This is a genomic window from Paraglaciecola sp., from assembly GCF_039942875.1.
Taxonomy (GTDB): Bacteria; Pseudomonadota; Gammaproteobacteria; order Enterobacterales; family Alteromonadaceae; genus Paraglaciecola.
Map to the genome: position 1 here is coordinate 236,594 of NZ_JBDVBQ010000026.1, position 22,065 is coordinate 258,658.

Genomic DNA, 22,065 nt, shown 5'->3' on the forward strand with positions numbered 1-22,065 from the left:
GTATAAAATTTGATTTAACCAAAATTTATCCTAAGTAATAAACATAGCAAAGAAGGGGGGATTTTCTCAATTAATGAGCTATGGGACTGAAGTCGAACTAGAAGCTCTGTATAAAACTTGAAAGCTATTTCCCATTGCAATAGGGATCACCGCTCCAGACAGTAAGAATATTTTTTGTGACCCACCCAAGTCCGTCCACTCTATAGTTACATTGATAGATTTCATGTCTGAATACTGAGGCTCAGGATCTGGGTAGCCCAGTTCACCACTTTTCACCCACATATCGCACAGGCCGTCAAAGTCACTATCAATATAAAAGTATTCACTTACCTGCCAGCTAATAGTAAAGGAATGAGTCTGTGCCACATTAGCTGATAAAAAAATATCTCTGTCTCCAAACGGGATGGTACCACCGGTATTGTCACCTATAATCGCATAACTGAAACTTGAGCCATCTAGTTGCTCAAAAAATTGAAGATCAGAAAGTTTATCTGCTGCTAGCCGAATCGCTATACTTCGTAAACTTAAATTGGAGTTGGCAACCACATATTGACTTTGTAACGTAACATAGCCTGTCACCCCAATAACAATCACAAGTGACGCAACCAGTACTTCTACCAAAGAAAATCCCTTTTGATTGAACATAATAGATACTCTAAAAATTGCTCCAACTACCTGGGACTTTAGCTAACATTTGCAAACTATCTAAAGTGACTAGTGTATTTGCAACCTGATCATCATAAACAACACGAATAGTAGTATTATGGAGTCCCAGAGCATGGTTAGATGCAAGTCCTCCACTTATAAATGCCCCTGAATGCATATTCACCGATAAACTCAGAGCTGAGTAATTTGAACGAAAAGAGCACACTAGGCCATATACAATTGCATCATCCAATAAATTAATATCGCCATCCATTACAACCAATACAACAGGTTCTGAAGGGCTACCTACTTTGATATTGAAATCTACTTCACAATCCCCCTCTATCCATATAAAGCCGTAGCTTATATTTGTAAGCTGCTCACACCCAGAAAAAACAAATTTCGCTTCTGATTTTAGTTCAGACAAGTCTGTTGTTTCGATATTAAAAAGATACTCTGACAAACTAGCTGGAAAAGTCATCGAAGACTCTACCAGATCATTATTTTGCATTAGGTAATCTGAAAGAGTTGACGTACTACATATCCCTTGATCGAATTCATTTTTTAAGCAGGAATGATGGTCGCTGGACTTAAAGTCAATGGGAAGATCAGACCAGATACTCAGAGGCTGGCCTACTCCTAAACCGTCCGGATTAGCTACAATCTCAATTTCACCTTCATTTACTACCCCTCCCTGCACTAGAAGTGGTGAAATAAGACCATTGAACATTAATGGATAAATCAAAATTTGCTGTTGCGTTTGTGCTGAAGCTAAGCCATCTGGAGAAGTACCATAGGAGGTTAAACTAACCAATATTCTATTATTAGATATTGTTTCTACTGCTCCATAAACAGCTATAAACCCATCTGAAATTATTGCTGAATTTGATATTTTTTTAATAAGACCTTTATCTGCATTGAACAGAGCTATGACTCTTTGTAGGCCTTCCTCTGACTTTGCTTTTGCTAATATTTGACTTTGTTCATTAACAAGAATTTTATGTTCAAAATTTTGAATCTTGCCCGTATAGAGTGTTACTAGGCTTACAATGACCAGTAACAAGGTAACGGTTAATAACACAATTGCTCCGCGCTGCAACCTTAAGCCACATAAGGCTTTTGAAGTTGAGCAACTAATCATAATTTTTAATACTGATACTTACTGCAGCGGTACGAGAGAGATCTGGATCACTAAGTAACTCAGCCTCCAATTGGATGGTTACCCTAGTTTGTTCAATATATTTATCATCAATTTTAGTTGTTTCGAAACTCAGTGCATTGACCTTAATAAGTGTAGAATCGGTGAGATCTTGCCAGCCACCTTTATCACACCCTAGGCCATCAATTCTCATTTCTATAGCATTATCTCTTAGTCGGTAACCATAGTTTTCGTTTGTATTTACAACATCTAATTTCCCATTTTTATTTCTGTCATAGGCAAAGATAATACAACTATTAACTGACTCATTATTGTACTCAGACAAAGCCACTGACTGGTAGAAAGGGTTAATAAATGTGGTTGGATCATCTAATAATTCTTTAGTAAAAGCGTGATAACCAGCCCTTCCCAAATCTTGGCTTATCACTGCCAATACTGCATTTATTTCTGCATTCAACCTAGACTTGGTCATTAATTGACTATTTAACGCAATTCCATGCCCAACAAGAGATGACATTGCTGTCATTGATGCAAACCCTAAAACAATAGAGATCATTAATTCAACTAAGCTATTACCATTTTGTTTACAGTTTTGACTTAACATTTGGCATACCCTTCCCAAGCATTATTGACAGAACATATTCGTACTCTGCCCATATTGCTTAAGATAAGTTTTAGTTCATTGAGACCATCTGAAAAAACCAGAGACCCCGCATGCCCCATTGAAAGGCCTCTGGCAGCATCAAAGGTAGTGAGTTGCAATGTTCCAAACTTAAGTTGCTGCATTGAAATAAACCCATAATCACTAGCATTGACTGAATAGTCGATATCATCAACCATACACTGCTTAGTGATCAGGCAATCACACTCTCCGGCGGTACTCAATGCGACACACCAATCATCCCCTTCTCTAAATGAAATGGAGATATCTACACCTTTAGCAATGGCAAACGAGCGAGCTTTCTGAAAAGCAAAATAGGAGGTTTCAGCAGCACCTTTTAACTGCAATGTCTTTTGAGCACTATTAATACTTGGTACCCCAAGTGTCACTAATAAGGCAAGTATTGAAATTGTCACTAGAAGTTCGAGAAGTGTTAAACCTTGATATTTGTACATAACAAGCGTCCATACTTAGCGCTTATAAAAAATAAGCCTATAATTTATTCATTCCATTAATTCAACAATAGTGCAATTTTTGAAAAAGACATAACGAAGGAACGGAAATGTCACCTTACCTAAGAACAAATTCGGCCAATACAAATGCCTCACAGTGCTCAATAAAGGGGATGACTTTATTAGAATTGATGTTTGTCGTTGTTATTATTGGCATAATAACAACATTAGCTTACCCCTCTTTTAACACTCAAATACTAGTATCTAGGAGAGATGTAGGCATTACACAGTTGTTGCAATTAAAGATTCAACAAGAAGCATTCAGATTGGAAAATATTAGCTACGCATCGACAGCAGAGCTAGTCTTGCCTGTCAGTGAGTATTACAAGTTTAGTGTTAGTAATGAATCTGCTACAGAATACACACTGACCGCAACAGCTATAAACGGCCAAGTTGAAGATACCCAATGTATAAATTTTAGTATTGACCAATCAATGCTAAAAACACCCAATGAATGCTTTTAGCAGAACGCTTATATTTTTAAATTATTTGTTTTACTCTTAACTCTTTTGGCACAGCGAATTCAATATTTTCTTCTCTACCAGCTCTTTCAGTTGCACTTGTAGCTCCCCACTCTTTTAATCTGTCAACTACACCTTGCACTAAAACTTCAGGTGCTGACGCGCCCGCAGTGATACCTATATTAATTGAATTTTCTAGCCATTCTTTCTGAATACAGTTAGCGTCTGCGATCAAATGCGCTTTTGCACCAATTTTTTCGGCTAACTCTCTTAAGCGATTTGAATTTGAACTATTTTGAGCGCCCACCACCAATAATAAATCACAATCAGACGCTAACTCTCGAACTGAATCTTGACGATTTTGAGTCGCATAACAGATATCATCTTTACGGGGTCCCTTAATAGCTGGGAATTTCGCTCGTAAAGCATCAATCACATCAGCTGTATCGTCTACAGACAAAGTGGTTTGGCTACAGTAATACAACTCGGCCTCATTTTTAACGGTTAAATCAGCCACATCAACGGCAGACTCGACTAAGTAAATCCCGCCTTCAGCATTAGCATATTGCCCCATAGTACCCTCTACTTCTGGGTGACCGTGATGACCAATTAAGATACATTCAATACCTTTCTGGCTAGCTCGCATCACTTCCATATGTACTTTTGTTACTAGAGGGCAAGTTGCATCAAATACTTTTAAGCCTCTAGAGTCAGCTTCAACCCTAACTGCTTGAGATACACCATGAGCAGAAAAAATAACAATACAATCATCTGGCACTTCTGACAATTCATCAACAAATACGGCCCCGCGCTCTTTTAAACCATCAACTACAAATTTATTGTGGACTACTTCGTGCCGCACAAAAATAGGAGCAGGAAACATTTCTAAGGCGCGCTCAACTATAGTTATCGCTCTATCAACACCAGCGCAAAATCCTCTTGGATTTGCCAAATGAATGTGCATTTGTATTCCTCAATAAATAATCAAAAAAGTGAGTATCAACTCAAAAACGTTTAACTAACCGACAATATTTCCACATCAAAAGTGATGACTTGTCCTGCTAATGGGTGATTAAAATCAACTGTCACTGAGTCTCCAGTTACTTCCCTAACAATACCAGGCAATTCACTTCCATCTGGTTGGGTAAAAGCGATAATCATTCCCTCTTCAGCAGGCGTATCAGCACTAAATTTACTGCGCTCTAAATGATGAATATTATCTGGGTTCGGCTGACCAAAAGCGTCGTTTGCTTCTAAAGTAAAAGATTTTTTATCGCCAGTATTCAGCCCCAACAAACAAGCTTCAAAATTGGCTGTTAAACTCCCATCTCCCATCACTAACTTTGCAGGTTTATCATTAACCCTAGTGCTATCTGCTGCGGAACCATCAGCTAACTTCAAATCAAAATGTAGCACGACTTCGCTACCTTGAGTAATGCTACTGTTGCCTAGATCAGTCATGTTTTACCTCTTTATTCTTGAACATATCGATAAGCAATAAAAGTGCTCCAAGGCATATCGCACTATCCGCTATATTAAATGCTGGCCACTGCCATTGCTGATAATACAGCACTAGAAAATCCACCACATACCCCAGTACTAAACGGTCGTAGGCATTCCCTAAAGCACCACCTATAATTAAACTAAAAGCTACGGGTACCAATACGTGTGGCTTAGTGGTTTGTTTTAGCCACCAAAGAACAAAGCCACTGACCGTGAAAGCTATCACTGTAAAAAACCAGCGCTGCCAGCCATTTGCATCATGCAAAAAGCTAAAAGCAGCACCATAGTTATAGACGTGAGTTAAGTTAAAAAAAGGGGAAATCTGAATCGCCTGATATAACTCAATATTTTTTAATACTAATGCTTTGGTGAATTGGTCTAAGCCAATTACCAAAACTGAAATCCATAAAAATCGCCAGCCTGTTTGTGTAAACAAATTAAGCATATGAGCGTTTTTCACCATCCCCTTCTACATTATCTACACAACGAAGACAAAGCTCAGGGTGGCCTGCATTTTGACCCACATCTTCTCTGTGATGCCAACAGCGACTGCACTTTTCAGCACTAGATACAGCTACATTCACCCATAGACCTTGTAACTCAGTCTCAGCTATCCCTTTAGGAGCCTCACTCACTTCAACTACACTAGCACCAGAGGTAATTAAGACAAAACGTAATTCATCTTCTAACTTACTAAGAGCAGCAAATAAATCGCTGGTAACATATAAAGTAACTTCTGCCTGTAACGACCCTTTAATATTACCTTCTTTACGCGTGGCCTCAATACAACGGTTAACTTCATTTTTAACTATTAAGACTTGCTGCCAAAAAGCGTTATCAAACTCACTGTCGAGCTTAACTTGTTGTAAGCCTTCATACCATTTGCCAGTAAATACAAACTCATCCTGTTGCCAAGGCATTTCTTGCCATAACTCTTGAGCAGTAAAACTAGTAATCGGAGCCATCCAGCGAACTAGGGCTTCAATAATATGATACAAGGCGCTCTGACATGAACGACGAGCATGGCTATCACTCTTAGCTGTATACTGTCTATCTTTAATGATATCTAAATAGAAGCTACCTAACTCTATTGAACAAAATTGCATTAATTTTTGTGTAACGACTAGCATGTCATACTTTTCGTAAGCGCCAATAATATCTTGTTGAATATCGTGCACTCTACCCATAACCCACTTATCTAACTCAACCATATCTTCAATGGCAACCAGATCTTTCTTAGGGTCAAAGCCGTTTAAGTTGGCTAATAAAAAGCGAGCGGTATTGCGGATACGGCGATAAGCATCTGCAGAACGATTCAAAATTTCATCAGAGACAGCAATCTCACTACGATAATCAGTCGAAGCTACCCACAAACGTAAAATATCAGCCCCTAATTTTCCAGTAACATGCTGTGGAGCAATAGTATTACCAAGAGATTTAGACATTTTTTTACCGTCACCATCAACGGTAAAACCATGTGTTAACACTTGTTTATAGGGGGCCTTACCTTTTGTGGCAACAGATGTCATCAATGAAGACATAAACCAACCTCTATGTTGGTCTGAGCCCTCTAAATACAAATCTGCAGATGCAGGGATGTCGTCTCTGGCATCAACAACAAAGTAGTGTGTTACACCTGAGTCAAACCATACATCTAGAGTATCGGGTACTTTAACGAAAGTTTCAGCGTCTTCTCCAAGTAGCTCTTCAGTGTCTATATCCCACCAAGCTTGTATACCCTTTTTCTCAACTAACTTTGCAACATGTTCAATTAGTTCATCTGTACGAGGATGTAAGTCACCAGTATCTTTATGCACAAACAATGCAATGGGTACGCCCCAAGTACGTTGACGAGAGATACACCAATCAGGACGTCCAGCTACCATAGTTTCAATACGGCTTTCTCCCCATTCAGGGATCCACTGAGTGTTATGTATTTCTTTAATAGACTCTTCACGTAAGCCATTTTTATCCATGCTCACAAACCATTGTGGGGTCGCACGGAAAATAATAGGGGTTTTATGACGCCAGCAATGAGGATAGCTATGATTGTAGACTTGATGATGTAATAACGCGCCGTGCTCTTTCAACACTTTGACTACATGATCATTAGCTTTAAATACATGCTCTCCAGCAAACAACTCGGTCCCCTCTAGGTATACACCGTTCGCTCCAACAGGGTTAGCGACTTCTAAGTCATAATTTTTACCAACATTGAAGTCATCAACACCATGGCCTGGTGCGGTGTGGACACAGCCAGTACCAGATTCAGTAGTGACGTGGTCACCTAAAATCACAGGTACGGTAAAGTCGTAAAATGCATGATTAAGCTGCTGAAGCTCTAAAGCCTTTCCTTGACATAAACCCAGCGTCTCATATTTTTCAAAACCAAAGCGCTGCATACAGTCAGCGACCAAATCAGTAGCTACAATTAATTGCTCAGGGCCTTTCTCAGCAACCACTTGAATCAAGCTATATTCTAGCTCAGGGTGAACACACACTGCTCTGTTAGCTGGCATAGTCCAAGGAGTAGTTGTCCAAATAACAAGAGATACGCTTCCTTCGCCATTTGAATTTCCAAACAGACCACTTATTGCTTTTGAATCTACTGCTTTAAACTTTACATCTATAGAAGGAGAGTTCTTATCTTGATACTCCACTTCGGCTTCGGCTAGCGCTGAACCGCAATCTGTACACCAATGCACAGGTTTAAAGCCTTTCTCTAAATGACCTGAACGCACGATAAGCCCCAGCTCACGGATAATGTTAGCTTCAGATGTGAAGTCCATGGTTTTATAGGGTTTATCCCATTCGCCCAATACACCAAGGCGAATGAAGTCAGCTTTCTGACCTGCTATTTGCTTTTCGGCATAGTCACGACATTTTTGTCGAAATTCGGCTGCCGTCACTTTTTTACCTGGCTTACCTACTTTTTTCTCAACCATTAACTCAATAGGCAAACCATGACAATCCCAACCAGGCACATAAGGTGCGTCAAAATCAGATAAAGTCTTAGACTTGACAATAATGTCTTTCAATATTTTATTTACCGCATGACCAATATGAATATCACCATTTGCGTATGGAGGGCCATCATGCAATATAAAGGGAGTATTTCCTTTTTTGGCTTCTCGAATTTGCTGATATAACTTTTTTTCTGTCCATTGCTTGAGCATTTTTGGCTCACGCTGAGCTAACCCTCCACGCATTGGAAAGTCTGTTTCAGGCAAATTTAGGGTATGTTTGTAATCACTCATTGTTGGTTAAATCCAAATTGGTCAATGTAGTTAAAAATTTAAGCTTTTAAGAAACACCTAGTATTACTTTGGCTTCTAATGCGTCTTTTTGTATCTGTTTGTGAAGTAACTCAAAAGAATCAAACTTCATTTCTTGTCTAATTTTGTGCACCAAAGCAACAGAAATAAATTTTCCGTATAGGTTTCCACTAAAACCAAATAGATGTACTTCTAGTTGCGAACGTTGTCCATTGACAGTTGGTCTATGGCCGATATTAGCGACTCCCATATAAAACTTATCAGCAATTTGAACTTTAACTGCGAACACACCATTGACAGGTGCTTTACAACGCTTTAATAAAACATTTGCGGTAGGGAAACCAATTGTGCGTCCTTTTTTATCACCATGTAAAACTTTACCAGCAATACTAAAAGGCCTAGCTAACATTTGTTGGGCTAAATCAAAATCATCATGGTTTAACGCTTCTCTAATCGCTGTGGAGCTAATCCGATCATCTTCAACTTTAAAGCTTTGAGTACTGACCACATCAAATTGATATTGCTCACCTTCTTGTTTTAATAGTGCAAAATCACCAGTTCGGTCTTTACCAAAGCGAAAGTCATCCCCCACAACAAGATATTGCACATTGAGCTTATTGACTAATAGCTCTTCAACAAAATGGTGGGCGCTGAGGTTAGCAAATGCACAGTTAAAATTCACACACAGTAAACGATCAACTCCCAAACGTTTAAGTTGAATATATTTATCACGCAACAAGCTTAACCTTGCAGGAGCTTGCTCTGGTGTAAACAACTCTTCTGGTTGTGGCTCAAACACCATAACTGTTGCTGGTAAACCAAGGCTTCGAGCTTTAATGATCACTTGGCTTAACACTGCTTGATGGCCAAGGTGAACACCATCGAACTTGCCGATTGTTAACACACAAGCTTTGTGTTTATCACGTATGTTATGAATACCGCGGATTAGTTCCAATTAACGTCTCTAATTTAAATGTAGTCAACCATAATGACTACAGGGAAAATATTAAAAGCGCGGATTATAACCGACTAAGCCATGATTGAAAGTGATAAGGAGCATGAATCAAGTTTTTTGAGCAATACTAATCAAATAAACCTACCAAGAATATAAAATCATCGTCTGATATTGGTAAAAAGCGAATTTTTATACTGCGATAAAACTTCTTTTTCTTACACCTAATAGCAATAATGAAATCATAAATACACTACCACCAGTCACCACCAATTTAGTTAATTCGATGACCTTCATTAACAATGAGAACTCTAGCCAAGTCGTAATTTCAGGATTAACTTTAAATATTACAAGCGCCATTAGGCCACTCGAAGCCAATATTTTTATCAATAACCAGATAGTTTTTGATGAGGCTTGGTATACCCCCTGCTTATGTAATGTCACATAGAGCAATAATGCATTCATACAAGCAGACAGTGAAGTTGCCATAGCTAAACCTACAAACCCAAAGGGCCACACTAATACTAAATTAAACAGCATATTGGCTGCCATACACCAAATACCAAACTTAACAGGCGTTTTAGTGTCTTGCCTAGAATAGAACCCCGGGGCAAGTACTTTAACTAACATAAAACTCAGCAAACCAAATGAGTAAGCCTTTAGGCTATGTGAAGCATAGGTTGCATCAAGAGGGGTAAACTCACCTCGCTGAAAGATAGTTAGCAACATAGGCTCTGCCAACATAAACAACCCCGTAGCAGCCGGAATACCTAAAAAGCAAACCATCTTAACTGCCCAGTCAATATTGTTATTAAAAGATTTGCTGTCTTTCTTTACATGATTTCGAGACAGTGTCGGTAAAATAACCGTTGCGATGGCAATACCAAACAGACCTAAAGGGAATTCTAATAATCTATCTGAATAATAAAGCCATGAAATCGCTCCCGTACCTAAGAAACTTGCAATCATGGTATCTAGCAACAGGTTTATTTGCCCGACAGATACACCAAATAATGCAGGGATCATTAACGTCCGTACTTTAATCAAATCAGGATCGTTCCAACCCCACTTTGGTTTTACTAATACGTTTGCTTTTATTAAAAAAGGGATCAGAAAAATAAGCTGCAATAATCCGCCTATAAACACCCCCCATGCTAGGGCGAATGCAGGCTCTGCAAAATGGGGAGACAAATATATTGCGCAACTAATAATCGCCACATTTAACAAGACAGGGGTAAATGCTGCCATTGCAAATTTATTCAATGTATTGAGAATGGCTCCAGCTAAGCCCGTCATAGAAACAAATAATAGATACGGAAAGGTTATTTTTAACATCATCGATGCTAATTCAAACTTAGCGCCTTGAGGACCACCCTGCCAATACTCGATAAACCATCCTGTACCGAATAACGCAGCCAATACAGGTGAAGCGACAACCCCAATAATGGTAACTATGGTTACAACTACACCAAGGGAGCCACTCACTTTAGCGATAAACTCTCTTAAGTGATTCTCATCGCCCTCATTTTTGACATCAGTCAAAACTGGAATAAAAGCTTGAGCAAAAGCCCCCTCTGCAAAAAGTCGTCTTAAAAAGTTAGGTATTTTATTTGCAAATAGGAAAACATCAGCGTTCGCGCCAGCTCCCATTAAGTTAGCGATAACCGCGTCCCTAACCAAGCCTAGAATTCGCGAAATAAATGTCATAAAGCTGACAATAACACCAGATTTTAATAACTTACGTGACAATCACTTAATTCCAATATACAAAAGTTCTATTATGCGGGAATTGACAGAACCAATCTATAGTGATTCTCGCCCTGTCAAGTTAACGCCATAATTTACAGTATTCAAATATATGCATTCAAAATTTTTATTATTTACAACAAAGAGTTAGATCGAAAAGCATCAACATGGAAAATCTATAATAATGCTTAAAATTAATAGCCAGAATTACCACAAAGAGTATTCATTACTATTTGTATATAAATAGCTCAAAAATGATTGACATTAGATAGCTTGTTCTCCATAATCCGCACCCTTGAATTTTGACTAGAATTTTTTGGGAGTTCCAACTTGGCTAACATCAAGTCTGCTAAGAAACGTGCAATACAGGCCGAAAAGCGTCGCCAACACAACGCTAGCCGTCGCTCAATGACACGTACATCTTTGAAAAAAGTAATCGCTGCTATCGCCTCTGGTGATAAAGAAGTAGCACAAGCTGCTTTTAACGCAGCAACACCTTTGCTTGACCGTATGGCAACTAAAGGATTGATCCACAAAAACAAGGCTGCTCGTCATAAGAGTCGTCTGGCGGCACAAATCAAAGCGTTAAGCTAGAAATTTGTACGTATATTAAATTAAGCGCCTTAGGCGCTTTTTTTGTGCCTAAAATACAGGTCAACAGTAGAATCAGTTAATACATTCAAGTGTTTATGGAAACTTAGCCATTATGGATTTTACCCAAGACACCACTTCTATTTCCGGCTCTAGTGTTTCACAAGCATCAATCTCTAATATTTCAGCAATGGCATCACCTTTTAACTCAGTTAATAGGCTAAATATTTTCTTTCCAGCAGCACAAAAGCTATCACCGTAACTGCTATCACCTAAAGCAACTACTGCAAAAGGCTTATGCTCCATCTCAATTTTTTGAACTTCTAAGTCATGTATAAAAAACTCAAGATTGGGCGGTATATCACCGTTCCCTGTGGTTGATGTAATAAAAAGCACATTAGATACTTTTGAAAAAGTAGCAATATTTGGATCTAAGAACACTTTTGCTACATAACCATTTGATGTTAATACCGCACTCACTTCTTCAGCTACATGTTGGGAGTTTCCGTATACAGATCCAACAAAAATTCCTACATCTTTCATAAAGTAACCTTTAAGTTTATTTTATAGTTTGGATAATTCAGTCAATTGATCTTGGCTCACTTGCCATGCTTCTAGTAAGTTAGAAAAGCCTTTACTCAATGGGCAGTGAAGTGACAAACTCTCCAGACTAACTGGGTGCTGAAAATGCATAGACTTGCATGTTAAAGCCAATTGCTGCAATCCGTATTGCTCACGGACAAAACGATTATGTTTACCATCGCCATGGGTAGTGTCGCCTAGGATAGGATGATTGATATGAGCTAAATGACGTCTTAGTTGATGTTTTCGCCCTGTCTTTGGTGTTAGCTTGACTAATGAATAACGTGCCGTTGGGTATCGGCCAACAGCAAAGCTCAACTCAAACGCATGCAGTTTACTAAAAAAAGTTACCGCAGCTTGAGCCGGCTTATCTTGTTTCGACATTTTATCAGCTATTTTGTCTAACTTTTCTTTAAGTGCATAATCAATCTCTCCCTCATCCGCTACGTGCCCACGAACTATGGCCAAATATGTTTTGGCTATTTTCTGTTGAAAAAATTGCTCCCCTAACTTTCTAGCCACTTCTGAAGATAAAGCAAACACCAACACGCCAGAAGTAGGTCTATCAAGACGATGCACAGGAAATACATGTTGTCCTATCTGATCTCTTAACAACTGCATGGCAAACTGAGTTTCATGTTTATCAATTAAACTTCGATGTACTAATAGGCCAGACGGTTTATTTATAGCTACTAAAAACTCATCTTGATAAATAATATCTAATTGCACTTCATACTCTCGACTCTCTTGAAAAACATTCAAACCATCTATCAATCTCAGCAATAACCAACAATACTTTCGACAAATGTGACCTCCCCAGAAAACTCTGTTCAGCCATAGGCATCAGTACTAAATTTTAGGGTAAGCTATTTCTTGAATTTACGACCATAGTCATTTTAGGAATAAAAATAAATTGTAACCAATGCTCAAAGGGTATTTTATCGCAAGCAAAAGGAGCCTGACTATTTAAGTCGACATCAGATGGATGAGCATCCGACCATAATAGCGCTAAAGTCATCTGCTTCTCTAATTTTTTAAGTAGAACTTCGACTTCTTTGTATCTACATGGCATGATCAATAACTTAAATATTTGCTTAAGCTGAATAGAGACTAAACTCTTGAAGGCTTTACAATCTAATTCTAATTTCAGTTGTAAGAATACCATGAGTCACATTAATACAATCAGTGAATTTTTACTACACGCAGGCACTGAGTGCCACGTGTTTGATATGGCAAGAGGAATAATAAGTGTAAATTCGCAAGACTTTCTAGAAATAGAAAGCGCACAAAAGCCAGCGCCCAGGCCAAGGCAGCAGCATGCATGGTTCGGAATTATCTTCTTTAATAAATTAGCAAGTTCTGAACATTACATTTGGTTTATAAAGTTACCACTTGATGAAAAAGGCTTAGTGATTGAAGCTGGTAGACAACAATTTTTGCATATTGTCATTGAAGCACTGGGAGAAACTCTTAACAATGAGAAGAACCCAAACAATCAACTTCCAGAGAACCCTTTCACGTTTATTCCAGGACAGCAGCAACTGGCCGACTTTAATAGTTTATGTAAAACAAGACTAGGACTACCTTTTTCTGAACACCTAGAAAGTACTGTTAAATACATCCAGCACTCACAAAATGAAGATTGGAGAAATATTTCACTACAAGGTATTGCAGACTTCTGTGCCTCCCTTGAAACATTGCATTTTGAGAACTTATTGCTAACCAGTTTTGAGAATCTAGCACCGCAAATCCAGAGAGCTTTGTGTGCATCTTTAGAGAACCATCAACTTAATTCAAAGCTTAGTCAACTATTGATTGATTGGGGTTTGCAAGAGCCAAAAAATCTAGAGACAACTCTATCTGTAATTAGAGCATTAAGCCAAAGCCAAGCTAGGAGCCAAGTTAAGGATTATATTTTTTCTGTACTGAAATGTCATTTGGGGAGAGATAACACCATTTTAATGCTGATTGCAGCCAGACATTGGAAGCAACTGGCGGATGCAGAAGTTTTAAAATTATATATAGAAAACTTGGCACAAAATGATGCTGCTTCTTTTGTTGGGCTGTACTCTGACTTGGTTCAGATACCAGAAACACGTCCTTCAATGTTAGCCGTGTTACGTTGGACCAATAAAAGCCCTAGCCTTACACAGGCAATAGGCAAAGTATTTGGACAATAATAGCTAATGAATTTGTATGACTTAATTGTACTTATTTTAATACTATGTTTTATTGCAATGTTTTGGCGATTCAGAGCTATATCCGAACAGGTAAAAGTATCATTGGAACAGTACTGTGAGACACACAATATCCAACTTATTAGTGTTGCTAGGGTCAGTACTCGCATTAAAAGCTATCGAGGAAAACTTGACTTTCACACAGAGTTTTATTTTGAGTTTTCAGGCAATGGTGAAGATAGTTATCAAGGAAGAATATTAATGATTGGACTACGCTCGGTAAAAGTAGAGACACCCGCATATAAAATTGATTAATTGTAGCTTTATTGGGTGTTTAAAATTGAAAAAGGCATAACTTGAAAATCAAGAAATGCCTTTTGGTAGAATTTTGAAGTTCCTTCTCAGCTATCCTTAGCAATATTGTCCTAAAAAATCCTTTTTTTACCCTTTCCATTACATCTCATTTATCCCAATGAGCCACTCCTCCTGAGTGTGTCCTTTGTCCCTTCTATCCCTTTTTCCTTCAGGGGCGCTATCCTAGCGTGTCCATCTCCTTTAACTTGCCATCCAAAGCAAATCTACATCACTGTATTCCATTCCTTTAGCTTTATTTCCATTTAAAGCCCTCATCCTAAGTTCCCATCCTTTAATATTACTACCGTGTAATATCTGCTTAATTCCTTAAGTTATCCTGTCTATCCTTATGTCATCCTGACTCGTCGTGTTTCCTTGTGACCAGTTAAAGATAGAGGATTCCTAAGAATTGACTACAAAGGATTTGCAAATAAAGTGAGAAAAAAGTGACCCAACTCATTTATGTATTTTTATTTATCATAAAAAACAATGAGTTAATTAATGTGTAAGTTAAAGACATGGGAGTATTGACGACTTATCTTACAGCTTTGTACGAAATGTCTTACAAGGAGTGGGCAAAAATCTTACAGGGTAGATCAGGACTTTCTATGGCGAAACATTAAATGCCCTTTAATATTTCCAAACTCTAATTCTTCAATCATTGAGTAGTTTCCATCTTCAAAAAAAGACAAGCATTTGGGCAAAGTCACATACATTCCTATGCCTTCGCTAGCTTTGTCATCTAACATGATTCCTTCTACAGCACTCATTAAGACATGCCCTAAACCTAAGTGTTGTTGATCAGGATGTACTCCAATTAAAGACAACATATGGAAATGATTTGCTGGAATACGCTCCCTCACAAGCGACTCTTTTTCTACCATTTGCTTAGTACCAAAGTAACCTGCAGTTAGTAACATTTTCAAACGCCAATGCCAAAATCTACTTGGTGCTAATTGATTTTTTGGACTAACTAAGCAAGCCACAGCTATAAGTCTACTATCTTCGAATAGGCCTATCATAGGCTGTTTAGCCACCCAAAATGCATGTAACTCCTCTCTGATTGCAGAACGTAAACGAGACTCATACCCCTCTTTGTTGTATTGAAAAATATCAACAAAGAGGGGATCATCATGATAAGCAAGATAAAGAATGGAGGCTGCAATTTTTAAATCTTCGGCTGCTAAATAGATAGCCTTTATATTGCTAACGTCTTCTATTTTATTGTCTATTGACTTGCGCATATTTATAACCATTTACGTTTTCTATCACTCTACATCATGGCCAGTCAATTGTTAACTAAATGTTATTCGCAAATAAATATTAAAACTCTTAAACATAATTTTACTACATATATCTATTTCTAATTATTTATCATTTTATAAGCGCTGTCTCCCCAACCTGCGAGGGCACCATTTTTAAAAACCAAAGGAGTGCACTCGTCTTTCTTAGTTACCCCATCACCCTCGACTCTTTGGGTTCGATAATATAAAACCTGATATTGATCTCCGTTTGTTTTATAGAACTCATTAAAGTCAGCGACTCCCATAGTACTCAACACTTTTTCATAAGTGGTATCAGGCTGTAACCGAGACAAATGCTTACGGTTCATCTTTGCGCTATCGTGCCAAGATGAAGATTTACCATAATCTCCATCTCCATCCACTGAAATAACACAACCACTCAAAAAAAGTGAAGTACACAAAGTTGTAGCAAGTAGCAATTTTTTCATTTTCGATTCCTTAATTATTAAATTTGTATAAAACGATAATTCGACAGTGCCATTCAAAAACAAAGCCACATATGTAACCATTTGTTTTTTATATAAATATTGATAAGATTAAGATAATTAGATAGGGTTAACTTAGTGATTAAAGTAAAAAATTAGGAAATTTGACCAACTCTATGAGTAATACTGATTATATTATTAACCTTTGCCATGATTTGCAGCAACAAGGTAAAACACCTTCAGTAGCATTAGTTCGGAGTTCTGCTTCAATGCCTTTACCTATTCCCGACGTTATTAAAGCAATAAAATATTGGAAGGCTAACCCTGAATCTCGACCCAGTGCTGCAAAAATAATATCCCAACAGAAAATACCAACTTCTCAGTCATTAGAACAAAGGGTTAGTCAGTTAGAGCAACAACTGGCACAAACTATTAAGGAAATGACTGAGCTAAAGAGCAAAATTAGGCTCTAAACTATGAAGAAAAGAAGCTAAATTCGGTGCAAGAACTTCTTTGGGGAGCAGACCGACTTGCTCTAGCATTACTTCACCAGATTGATTATCTAATGTAATGATAAAATCATCATCTTCGGTTAATCCAAAAAATAATGTTATGGGCTGTTTTAGCCTTTGCTTCATTAAAACGTGCCCCACTAAGTTCTGTTGTAACCGAACAAAGTCATCCTCATTCCAAGCTTGTAAAAGTTGTAGACTACCTTTACTCGCTATAGCATTTAGGTTGTCACTCCAATATTCATTGTAAAACTCAATTAAATCGGTATGAATAGATACATTTAGCGCGCTCTCAATATCACTAAAATCACCTTTACATTTGCGCTTAACAGGCTGCCATGATACTGGCTCACCTACCTCAGCTTTTGATACGTAACACAAGGATGGCCACTGAGGATCATATTCGATAGTTAATGATTCTGAAGATACGGATGCTTTTCTAAGATATTTTTCTACAAACTGACTTAATGCTACTGATACAGAGCCACTCATAATAAACCTAGGTCTTACTAAATAAGCAACAATTTAACATCTTAAAGAATAAAAAACACATTGAGGTTTAGGAGCTATGTATCATAAGGTAAACTTCATAGCATAGTTATCCAAAGTAAGAACAATCGTGAATATATCTGTTGATAAAGAAGCGACGCTAGCTTCACTAGGCTTAGGTAAAAAGACTGAATACCTAGAAACCTATACCCCCAGTTTACTCCAATCAGTCCCACGTAGCATGAATCGTGATGATTTAAACCTACCCAGTACTTTGCCATTCCATGGCTGTGATAGATGGAATGGCTATGAATTATCTTGGTTGAATCCAAAAGGTAAGCCACAAGTTGCTATATTACAATGCGAAGTACCTGCTACCACCCCTAACTTAATTGAATCAAAATCCTTCAAACTGTATCTCAACAGCTTTAATCAAAGCATATTTTCATCACTTGAATCAGTGCAGGATGCAATACAAAAAGATTTATCGAATTGTGCTGGCGATGATGTAACAGTTAAAGTTCTGCCACTTGAGTTGTTCACTAACCTTACAATATCTAATTTTTCTGCACTGAATATAGATGACTTAGATATTGAAATTGACAACTATAGAATGGACAGCTCTACCCTATATGCCGGTGGTGGCGTAATAGAAGAAAAGCTCTGCAGTAACCTTTTAAAATCTAATTGTCTTATTACAAATCAACCTGATTGGGGAAGTGTTTATATTCATTACATGGGGCCACAAATTAACCATGAAGGGCTATTAAAATATTTAGTTTCATTTAGACAGCACAATGAATTTCACGAACAATGTGTAGAACGTATTTTCTGGGATATTATGTGTCAATGTAAGCCATCGAAACTCACGGTATATGCGCGCTATACTAGAAGAGGAGGTTTAGATATCAACCCATTTAGAAGTAATTTTGAGAATATTTCCCCTGAACAAAGAAACGCAAGGCAATAACAATTATCAATATGATAACTCAAAACAATTAAATACAAAGGTGTGTATGAAAAGCATTCAATTGAATCCTGTAGGCGCAATGAGCCAGCTGTCCCAATTAGAAGTAGATATGCTCAATCAATCAGCTGATAGTGAGCTCTACCAACTTTTTCGTGATTGTTGTTTAGCGGTTTTGTATAGCGGTGCAGAAATTGACAATAGTGACGATATTTTTTCACCCCATCATGACTTCGACGTTAACTTGATCATTCGCGAGCGTGGAGTAAAAGTCGAATTAGTTAACCCTCCCCCTCACGCTTTTGTTGATGGCCAATTGATTAAAGGCGTACATGAGCATATTTTTGCGGTGCTTAGGGATTTGCTGCATATGGGTACAAAATATTCAGCCGACTCCTTTAAAGAAAACCTTGATTCGAGTTTCATAACCCATAGCGTATTTGATATGTTACGCCACGCACAAGCGATTAAAAACACTGGAGAGCTAAACTTAGTTGTATGTTGGGGAGGCCATTCAATTGGTAATGTAGAATATCAATATACCAAAGAAGTAGGTTATCAATTAGGGCTTAGAGAGTTGAATATTTGCACAGGGTGCGGCCCTGGAGCCATGAAAGGACCAATGAAAGGGGCAACTATTGCTCACGCAAAACAACGATATAAAAATGGAAGATATTTAGGATTAACTGAGCCGGGAATTATTGCGGCTGAACCACCAAATGCTATTGTAAATGAATTAGTTATCATGCCTGACATTGAAAAAAGACTGGAGGCATTTTTACGTTTATCTCACGCAATTGTTATTTTCCCAGGGGGAGCTGGGACTGCAGAGGAGCTACTCTATATTATTGGCGTATTGCTAGATCCTCAAAACTCAAAACAGATACTCCCAATTATTTTAACTGGCCCCGAAGAAAGCAAAGCGTACTTTGAAGCGATAGATCATTTTATAGGCAAAACATTAGGGAGTGAAGCACAGAGTCTATACACAATTATAGTTGGCGACGCAGCTAAAGTGGCTTCTATGGTGAAGCAAAAACAAAGTAGCGTAAGAGAATATAGAAAAACAACAGGTGATTCTTACGACTTTAACTGGTCATTGAAAATTTCATCGGACTTTCAACTTCCGTTCATACCCGATCATGAAACTATGTCGACATTAAAACTATATTTTAAGCAACCCAAAGCAGAGTTAGCAGCCGCATTACGAAAAGTATTTTCAGGTATAGTATCAGGAAATGTAAAATCAGATGGGGTACAGTTAATACGAGAGCATGGTCCATTTAAATTAAATGGCGACAACAAGTTAATGAGTATGATGGATGAACTACTAACTTCATTTGTGGAACAACAACGAATGAAACTCCCTGGTACCAAATATATTCCATGTTATGTAATAAATAAATAATACCAGTATTATTATTCGGCCAAATTAACTAGAATTTGCGTTTAACTCGCTGTAAGCGATGCCTGAATTTTATATCATTCTGTAAATATACAAACTAGAAAGAAAAATATGAATAAAAAAATCGTAAATAGAATTGTAATGGGTGTATTTTTATATGGTATTTTTGTAGTTGCGGTAATAAATCTTTACCCTGATAAACCAGAGGATATGGACTGGCAGGATAGAGAAGCATATAACAAAGTCCAGATATCCAAGCTTGAACTAGGCTTGCACAAAACAAGCATATTGGAACTACTAGGCAGCCCAGATATTACTGAAGCTAAGCGAAATAATGACAAAGAGTTCCAAGTCATGTTTTACAGGACTCAACACATGCAAGCTGATGGGATCACAACTGAAGACGAATGTACTCCACTTTTATTTGAAAATAATGAATTGATTGCATGGGGTGATAATGCCTACCAGTCATTTATTGATGGATAAAGCATCGCTCTTAAACTGATATGGCTAATAATGATATAAAACAGCAATATATTGATTTAATTAGCCTTCTAAACCATTACTCAAAAAAACCAATTGATAAACATTTACTACAAAAGACCCATGTATTCTGTAGTAACTTGTACGGGCTAGCTCAGGTGCAGTCTGACGAGGTGTTTGCACAGCCTAATTTATATAAGAAAAAACTTCCTTACATAGTTAATATCACATTTAACGCGTGTATTTACACCTGTTTAATAGGTGTCCGTAATAAGTTCGACTCTACTCTTACAATACAGCTAATGTGCGCTTCCATTAGTTTCTATGCATTAAATCAAAACAAGCTAAATGATTTTTACCAAACTACTGACAGTTTATTAAAAACTCCAGAAGAAATCACTGGCCAGATAAACCCACAGTTTAAGGCTCTGTTGCAGCAGGTTAACCTTGCTCCTTGGTTAAGTGCTTACGAATTATCTGAAGTGATCCATAGCCAAAAGTCATCAAAGTTAACTAATGTAAACTTAATAATTACAGCAACCTATCTAGCAAATAGAATTGCGATCCATACCACCCCAAATACTCGATATAAGCATCTAACATTCGGCACTACGTTAAAACACTTAGTTTCAACAATACCTATGTCTTGGTATACATTAGTCGCTCCACTTTTGACATACCCAAGCCTATATCCCCCTGGCTGCTACATAAAACAAAAAAGCGGTGACATAAGCCTTGTTATGGCAATAACTGACGACTCGTTAATAGCTCGCCTTATAAAGCCTACAAACGAACAAATAAATAAATTAGAAAAAATTAAATTTGAGGATATTAACCATACATATACCAGTCAACAACTTTCAAATTTTAACAAACTAAATGAATGGTGGAATGATGATCTTAATACGTGGATAAAAACCCAAAGAACTGAAAACACAATTGCAGCATTCCCTACAATTTTACCAATCCAGCACGCACCTGCATCTTTGTTGGTACTACAAGACCAGTTAACTTATAAAGATAGTAATATATCCGTTATCGAAAAAGCATTAGAAAATGACATTATTTATTCTCATCAAATATTGAAATCAGCTAAAGCAAATAACAGACAAAAACAAAAAGTACACTCAATTAAACATGCACTTGCTATGTTAGGCTTGGAAAATAGTGGTCAACTACTGCTGCAATATTCATTAATGACTCGTTTGAATCAACAGTATTTCCCTTTACAGCAAAGCTTTTTAAACTTCAGTCAATTAATGGCAAACATTGCAAATGAGCTAGCTGTCTTAGCAAAGTTAGAGTCACCTGAGATGGTAAAATCACTTGTCTATTTCGCACTATCGAGGTTATATACTATGCCCTCATTCAGATTGTTGACTCAATGGAAAATAGAGCATAACAAAGCTTTTAAGCTAGCCAGCTTAATTTGTCAGAAAGGAAACCAAAAACTACATGAAGATGCTATTTTGCTCGCAAAATCCTGGCAACAACCCAGTCAATCTATACATTGTTTGCAAATGTGGGCTGTTAAACTCAGTACCTCTAATCAAATTCAAACCAATAAAATTTCTCATCTTTTAGGTTTGAGCTTAATTCTGGCCCGAGAATTATATATGTTGAACAAAGCCTCCGATGAAGCAACAACTGCCTATCGAAAAAAAGCCTGTAGGATATTAAAAATAACAGAGCAAGACTTAGTAAAAAGCAAAGAAAGAATACTCAGAACCAATGAAATTATCGCTCAAATTAGTATAAAAATAGCAAATTAACTGTCATTTATCTGCCCCAGCCAGCCTGAAGCCTTAGCGTAAAAGAAAAAGTACGTGCTATATATTAGCAAACTTTAATTAATGGAAATA

The 22,065-nt window shown here is 37.6% G+C and carries 25 protein-coding genes; 9 read left to right on the forward strand and 16 right to left on the reverse strand.

The genetic code is table 11. The features are described from left to right. Positions 1-78 precede the first annotated feature (78 nt). Genes ABJE44_RS09420 through ABJE44_RS09435 form a run of 4 tightly spaced genes read right to left on the reverse strand, consistent with a single transcriptional unit; the run spans position 79 to position 2,920 of the window. Complete coding sequence (locus ABJE44_RS09420; protein WP_348111782.1) at positions 79-645, reverse strand: prepilin-type N-terminal cleavage/methylation domain-containing protein; 567 nt, start codon at positions 643-645, stop codon at positions 79-81. A 10-nt stretch (positions 646-655) separates the two neighbouring features. After that, positions 656-1,726, reverse strand: a complete 1,071-nt coding sequence (locus ABJE44_RS09425; protein WP_348120734.1) for a hypothetical protein — start codon at positions 1,724-1,726, stop codon at positions 656-658. Positions 1,727-1,778: 52 nt separating this feature from the next. Next, positions 1,779-2,408, reverse strand: a complete 630-nt coding sequence (locus ABJE44_RS09430) for a prepilin peptidase dependent protein B (RefSeq protein WP_348111784.1) — start codon at positions 2,406-2,408, stop codon at positions 1,779-1,781. Further along, positions 2,402-2,920 (reverse strand): prepilin-type N-terminal cleavage/methylation domain-containing protein, encoded by a 519-nt coding sequence (locus tag ABJE44_RS09435; protein ID WP_348111785.1) that lies wholly within the window; start codon positions 2,918-2,920, stop codon positions 2,402-2,404. Before ABJE44_RS09435 ends, ABJE44_RS09430 begins: the two co-directional genes overlap by 7 nt. A 107-nt stretch (positions 2,921-3,027) precedes the next feature. On the opposite strand from ABJE44_RS09435, the gene ABJE44_RS09440 reads away from it, so the two are divergent. Beyond that, positions 3,028-3,441, forward strand: a complete 414-nt coding sequence (locus ABJE44_RS09440; protein WP_348111786.1) for a type IV pilin protein — start codon at positions 3,028-3,030, stop codon at positions 3,439-3,441. A 16-nt stretch (positions 3,442-3,457) separates the two neighbouring features. Here ABJE44_RS09440 and ispH read toward each other — a convergent pair whose 3' ends face one another. The 6 genes from ispH to murJ form a co-directional block, all read right to left on the reverse strand. After that, positions 3,458-4,402: a 4-hydroxy-3-methylbut-2-enyl diphosphate reductase gene (gene ispH / locus ABJE44_RS09445; RefSeq protein ID WP_348111787.1), complete on the reverse strand. Its 945-nt coding sequence runs from the start codon at positions 4,400-4,402 to the stop codon at positions 3,458-3,460. 50 nt (positions 4,403-4,452) lie between these two features. After that, positions 4,453-4,899 (reverse strand): FKBP-type peptidyl-prolyl cis-trans isomerase, encoded by a 447-nt coding sequence (fkpB, locus tag ABJE44_RS09450; protein ID WP_348111788.1) that lies wholly within the window; start codon positions 4,897-4,899, stop codon positions 4,453-4,455. Beyond that, the gene (gene lspA, locus ABJE44_RS09455) at positions 4,892-5,386 is read right to left on the reverse strand and encodes a signal peptidase II (protein WP_348111789.1); all 495 of its coding nucleotides are present in this window, start codon (positions 5,384-5,386) and stop codon (positions 4,892-4,894) included. Before lspA ends, fkpB begins: the two co-directional genes overlap by 8 nt. Next, complete coding sequence (ileS, locus tag ABJE44_RS09460; protein WP_348111790.1) at positions 5,379-8,198, reverse strand: isoleucine--tRNA ligase; 2,820 nt, start codon at positions 8,196-8,198, stop codon at positions 5,379-5,381. Before ileS ends, lspA begins: the two co-directional genes overlap by 8 nt. 46 nt (positions 8,199-8,244) lie before the next feature. After that, entirely contained in the window at positions 8,245-9,171 is a 927-nt protein-coding gene (gene ribF, locus ABJE44_RS09465; protein WP_348111791.1) for a bifunctional riboflavin kinase/FAD synthetase, read from the reverse strand. Positions 9,172-9,360: 189 nt separating this feature from the next. Then, complete coding sequence (murJ, locus tag ABJE44_RS09470; RefSeq protein WP_348111792.1) at positions 9,361-10,917, reverse strand: murein biosynthesis integral membrane protein MurJ; 1,557 nt, start codon at positions 10,915-10,917, stop codon at positions 9,361-9,363. Positions 10,918-11,244: 327 nt separating this feature from the next. On the opposite strand from murJ, the gene rpsT reads away from it, so the two are divergent. Beyond that, positions 11,245-11,508: a 30S ribosomal protein S20 gene (rpsT, locus tag ABJE44_RS09475; protein WP_348111793.1), complete on the forward strand. Its 264-nt coding sequence runs from the start codon at positions 11,245-11,247 to the stop codon at positions 11,506-11,508. Positions 11,509-11,601: 93 nt separating this feature from the next. Here the strand turns inward: rpsT and ABJE44_RS09480 are convergent, their stop codons facing one another. The 3 genes from ABJE44_RS09480 to ABJE44_RS09490 all read right to left on the reverse strand — a co-directional run bounded on the left by ABJE44_RS09480 (position 11,602) and on the right by ABJE44_RS09490 (position 13,252). After that, complete coding sequence (locus tag ABJE44_RS09480; protein WP_348111794.1) at positions 11,602-12,048, reverse strand: flavodoxin domain-containing protein; 447 nt, start codon at positions 12,046-12,048, stop codon at positions 11,602-11,604. A gap of 21 nt (positions 12,049-12,069) precedes the next feature. Continuing rightward, positions 12,070-12,816: a tRNA pseudouridine(65) synthase TruC gene (gene truC / locus ABJE44_RS09485; RefSeq protein WP_348111966.1), complete on the reverse strand. Its 747-nt coding sequence runs from the start codon at positions 12,814-12,816 to the stop codon at positions 12,070-12,072. Positions 12,817-12,943: 127 nt separating this feature from the next. Beyond that, positions 12,944-13,252, reverse strand: coding sequence for a YqcC family protein (locus ABJE44_RS09490; RefSeq protein WP_348111795.1), 309 nt, complete (start codon positions 13,250-13,252; stop codon positions 12,944-12,946). On the opposite strand from ABJE44_RS09490, the gene ABJE44_RS09495 reads away from it, so the two are divergent. Together ABJE44_RS09495 and ABJE44_RS09500 are read left to right on the forward strand one after the other, a co-directional pair. Next, the gene (locus ABJE44_RS09495) at positions 13,251-14,267 is read left to right on the forward strand and encodes a DUF3549 family protein (RefSeq protein WP_348111796.1); all 1,017 of its coding nucleotides are present in this window, start codon (positions 13,251-13,253) and stop codon (positions 14,265-14,267) included. The genes ABJE44_RS09490 and ABJE44_RS09495 overlap by 2 nt on opposite strands. A gap of 6 nt (positions 14,268-14,273) precedes the next feature. Continuing rightward, positions 14,274-14,579: a DUF3301 domain-containing protein gene (locus ABJE44_RS09500; RefSeq protein WP_348111797.1), complete on the forward strand. Its 306-nt coding sequence runs from the start codon at positions 14,274-14,276 to the stop codon at positions 14,577-14,579. Between the two features lie 635 nt (positions 14,580-15,214). Here ABJE44_RS09500 and ABJE44_RS09505 read toward each other — a convergent pair. Continuing rightward, positions 15,215-15,862 (reverse strand): GNAT family N-acetyltransferase, encoded by a 648-nt coding sequence (locus ABJE44_RS09505; protein WP_348111798.1) that lies wholly within the window; start codon positions 15,860-15,862, stop codon positions 15,215-15,217. A gap of 119 nt (positions 15,863-15,981) precedes the next feature. After that, positions 15,982-16,350, reverse strand: a complete 369-nt coding sequence (locus ABJE44_RS09510) for a DUF3192 domain-containing protein (RefSeq protein ID WP_348111799.1) — start codon at positions 16,348-16,350, stop codon at positions 15,982-15,984. Positions 16,351-16,523: 173 nt separating this feature from the next. Between ABJE44_RS09510 and ABJE44_RS09515 the strand changes: the two genes are divergently transcribed. Then, a complete protein-coding gene (locus tag ABJE44_RS09515) occupies positions 16,524-16,820 on the forward strand; it encodes a hypothetical protein (protein WP_348111800.1) in 297 nt (98 codons plus the stop codon). On the opposite strand, the gene syd is transcribed toward ABJE44_RS09515, so the two are convergent. Then, positions 16,797-17,351, reverse strand: a complete 555-nt coding sequence (syd, locus tag ABJE44_RS09520) for a SecY-interacting protein (protein WP_348111801.1) — start codon at positions 17,349-17,351, stop codon at positions 16,797-16,799. The two genes, ABJE44_RS09515 and syd, sit on opposite strands and share 24 nt — an antisense overlap. A 127-nt stretch (positions 17,352-17,478) precedes the next feature. Here syd and queF point away from each other — a divergent pair, with 127 nt between their 5' ends. From queF to ABJE44_RS09540, 4 genes are all read left to right on the forward strand, one after another. Then, complete coding sequence (gene queF / locus ABJE44_RS09525; RefSeq protein ID WP_348111802.1) at positions 17,479-18,318, forward strand: NADPH-dependent 7-cyano-7-deazaguanine reductase QueF; 840 nt, start codon at positions 17,479-17,481, stop codon at positions 18,316-18,318. Positions 18,319-18,364: 46 nt separating this feature from the next. After that, positions 18,365-19,723 (forward strand): nucleotide 5'-monophosphate nucleosidase PpnN, encoded by a 1,359-nt coding sequence (gene ppnN / locus ABJE44_RS09530; RefSeq protein ID WP_348111803.1) that lies wholly within the window; start codon positions 18,365-18,367, stop codon positions 19,721-19,723. Positions 19,724-19,831: 108 nt separating this feature from the next. Continuing rightward, a complete protein-coding gene (locus tag ABJE44_RS09535; RefSeq protein ID WP_348111804.1) occupies positions 19,832-20,206 on the forward strand; it encodes a DUF3192 domain-containing protein in 375 nt (124 codons plus the stop codon). 20 nt (positions 20,207-20,226) lie between these two features. Next, positions 20,227-21,975 carry an HDOD domain-containing protein gene (locus tag ABJE44_RS09540; protein ID WP_348111805.1) on the forward strand — a complete coding sequence of 583 codons (1,749 nt, stop codon included), beginning with the start codon at positions 20,227-20,229 and terminating at the stop codon, positions 21,973-21,975. The last annotated feature ends 90 nt before the right edge of the window (positions 21,976-22,065 follow it).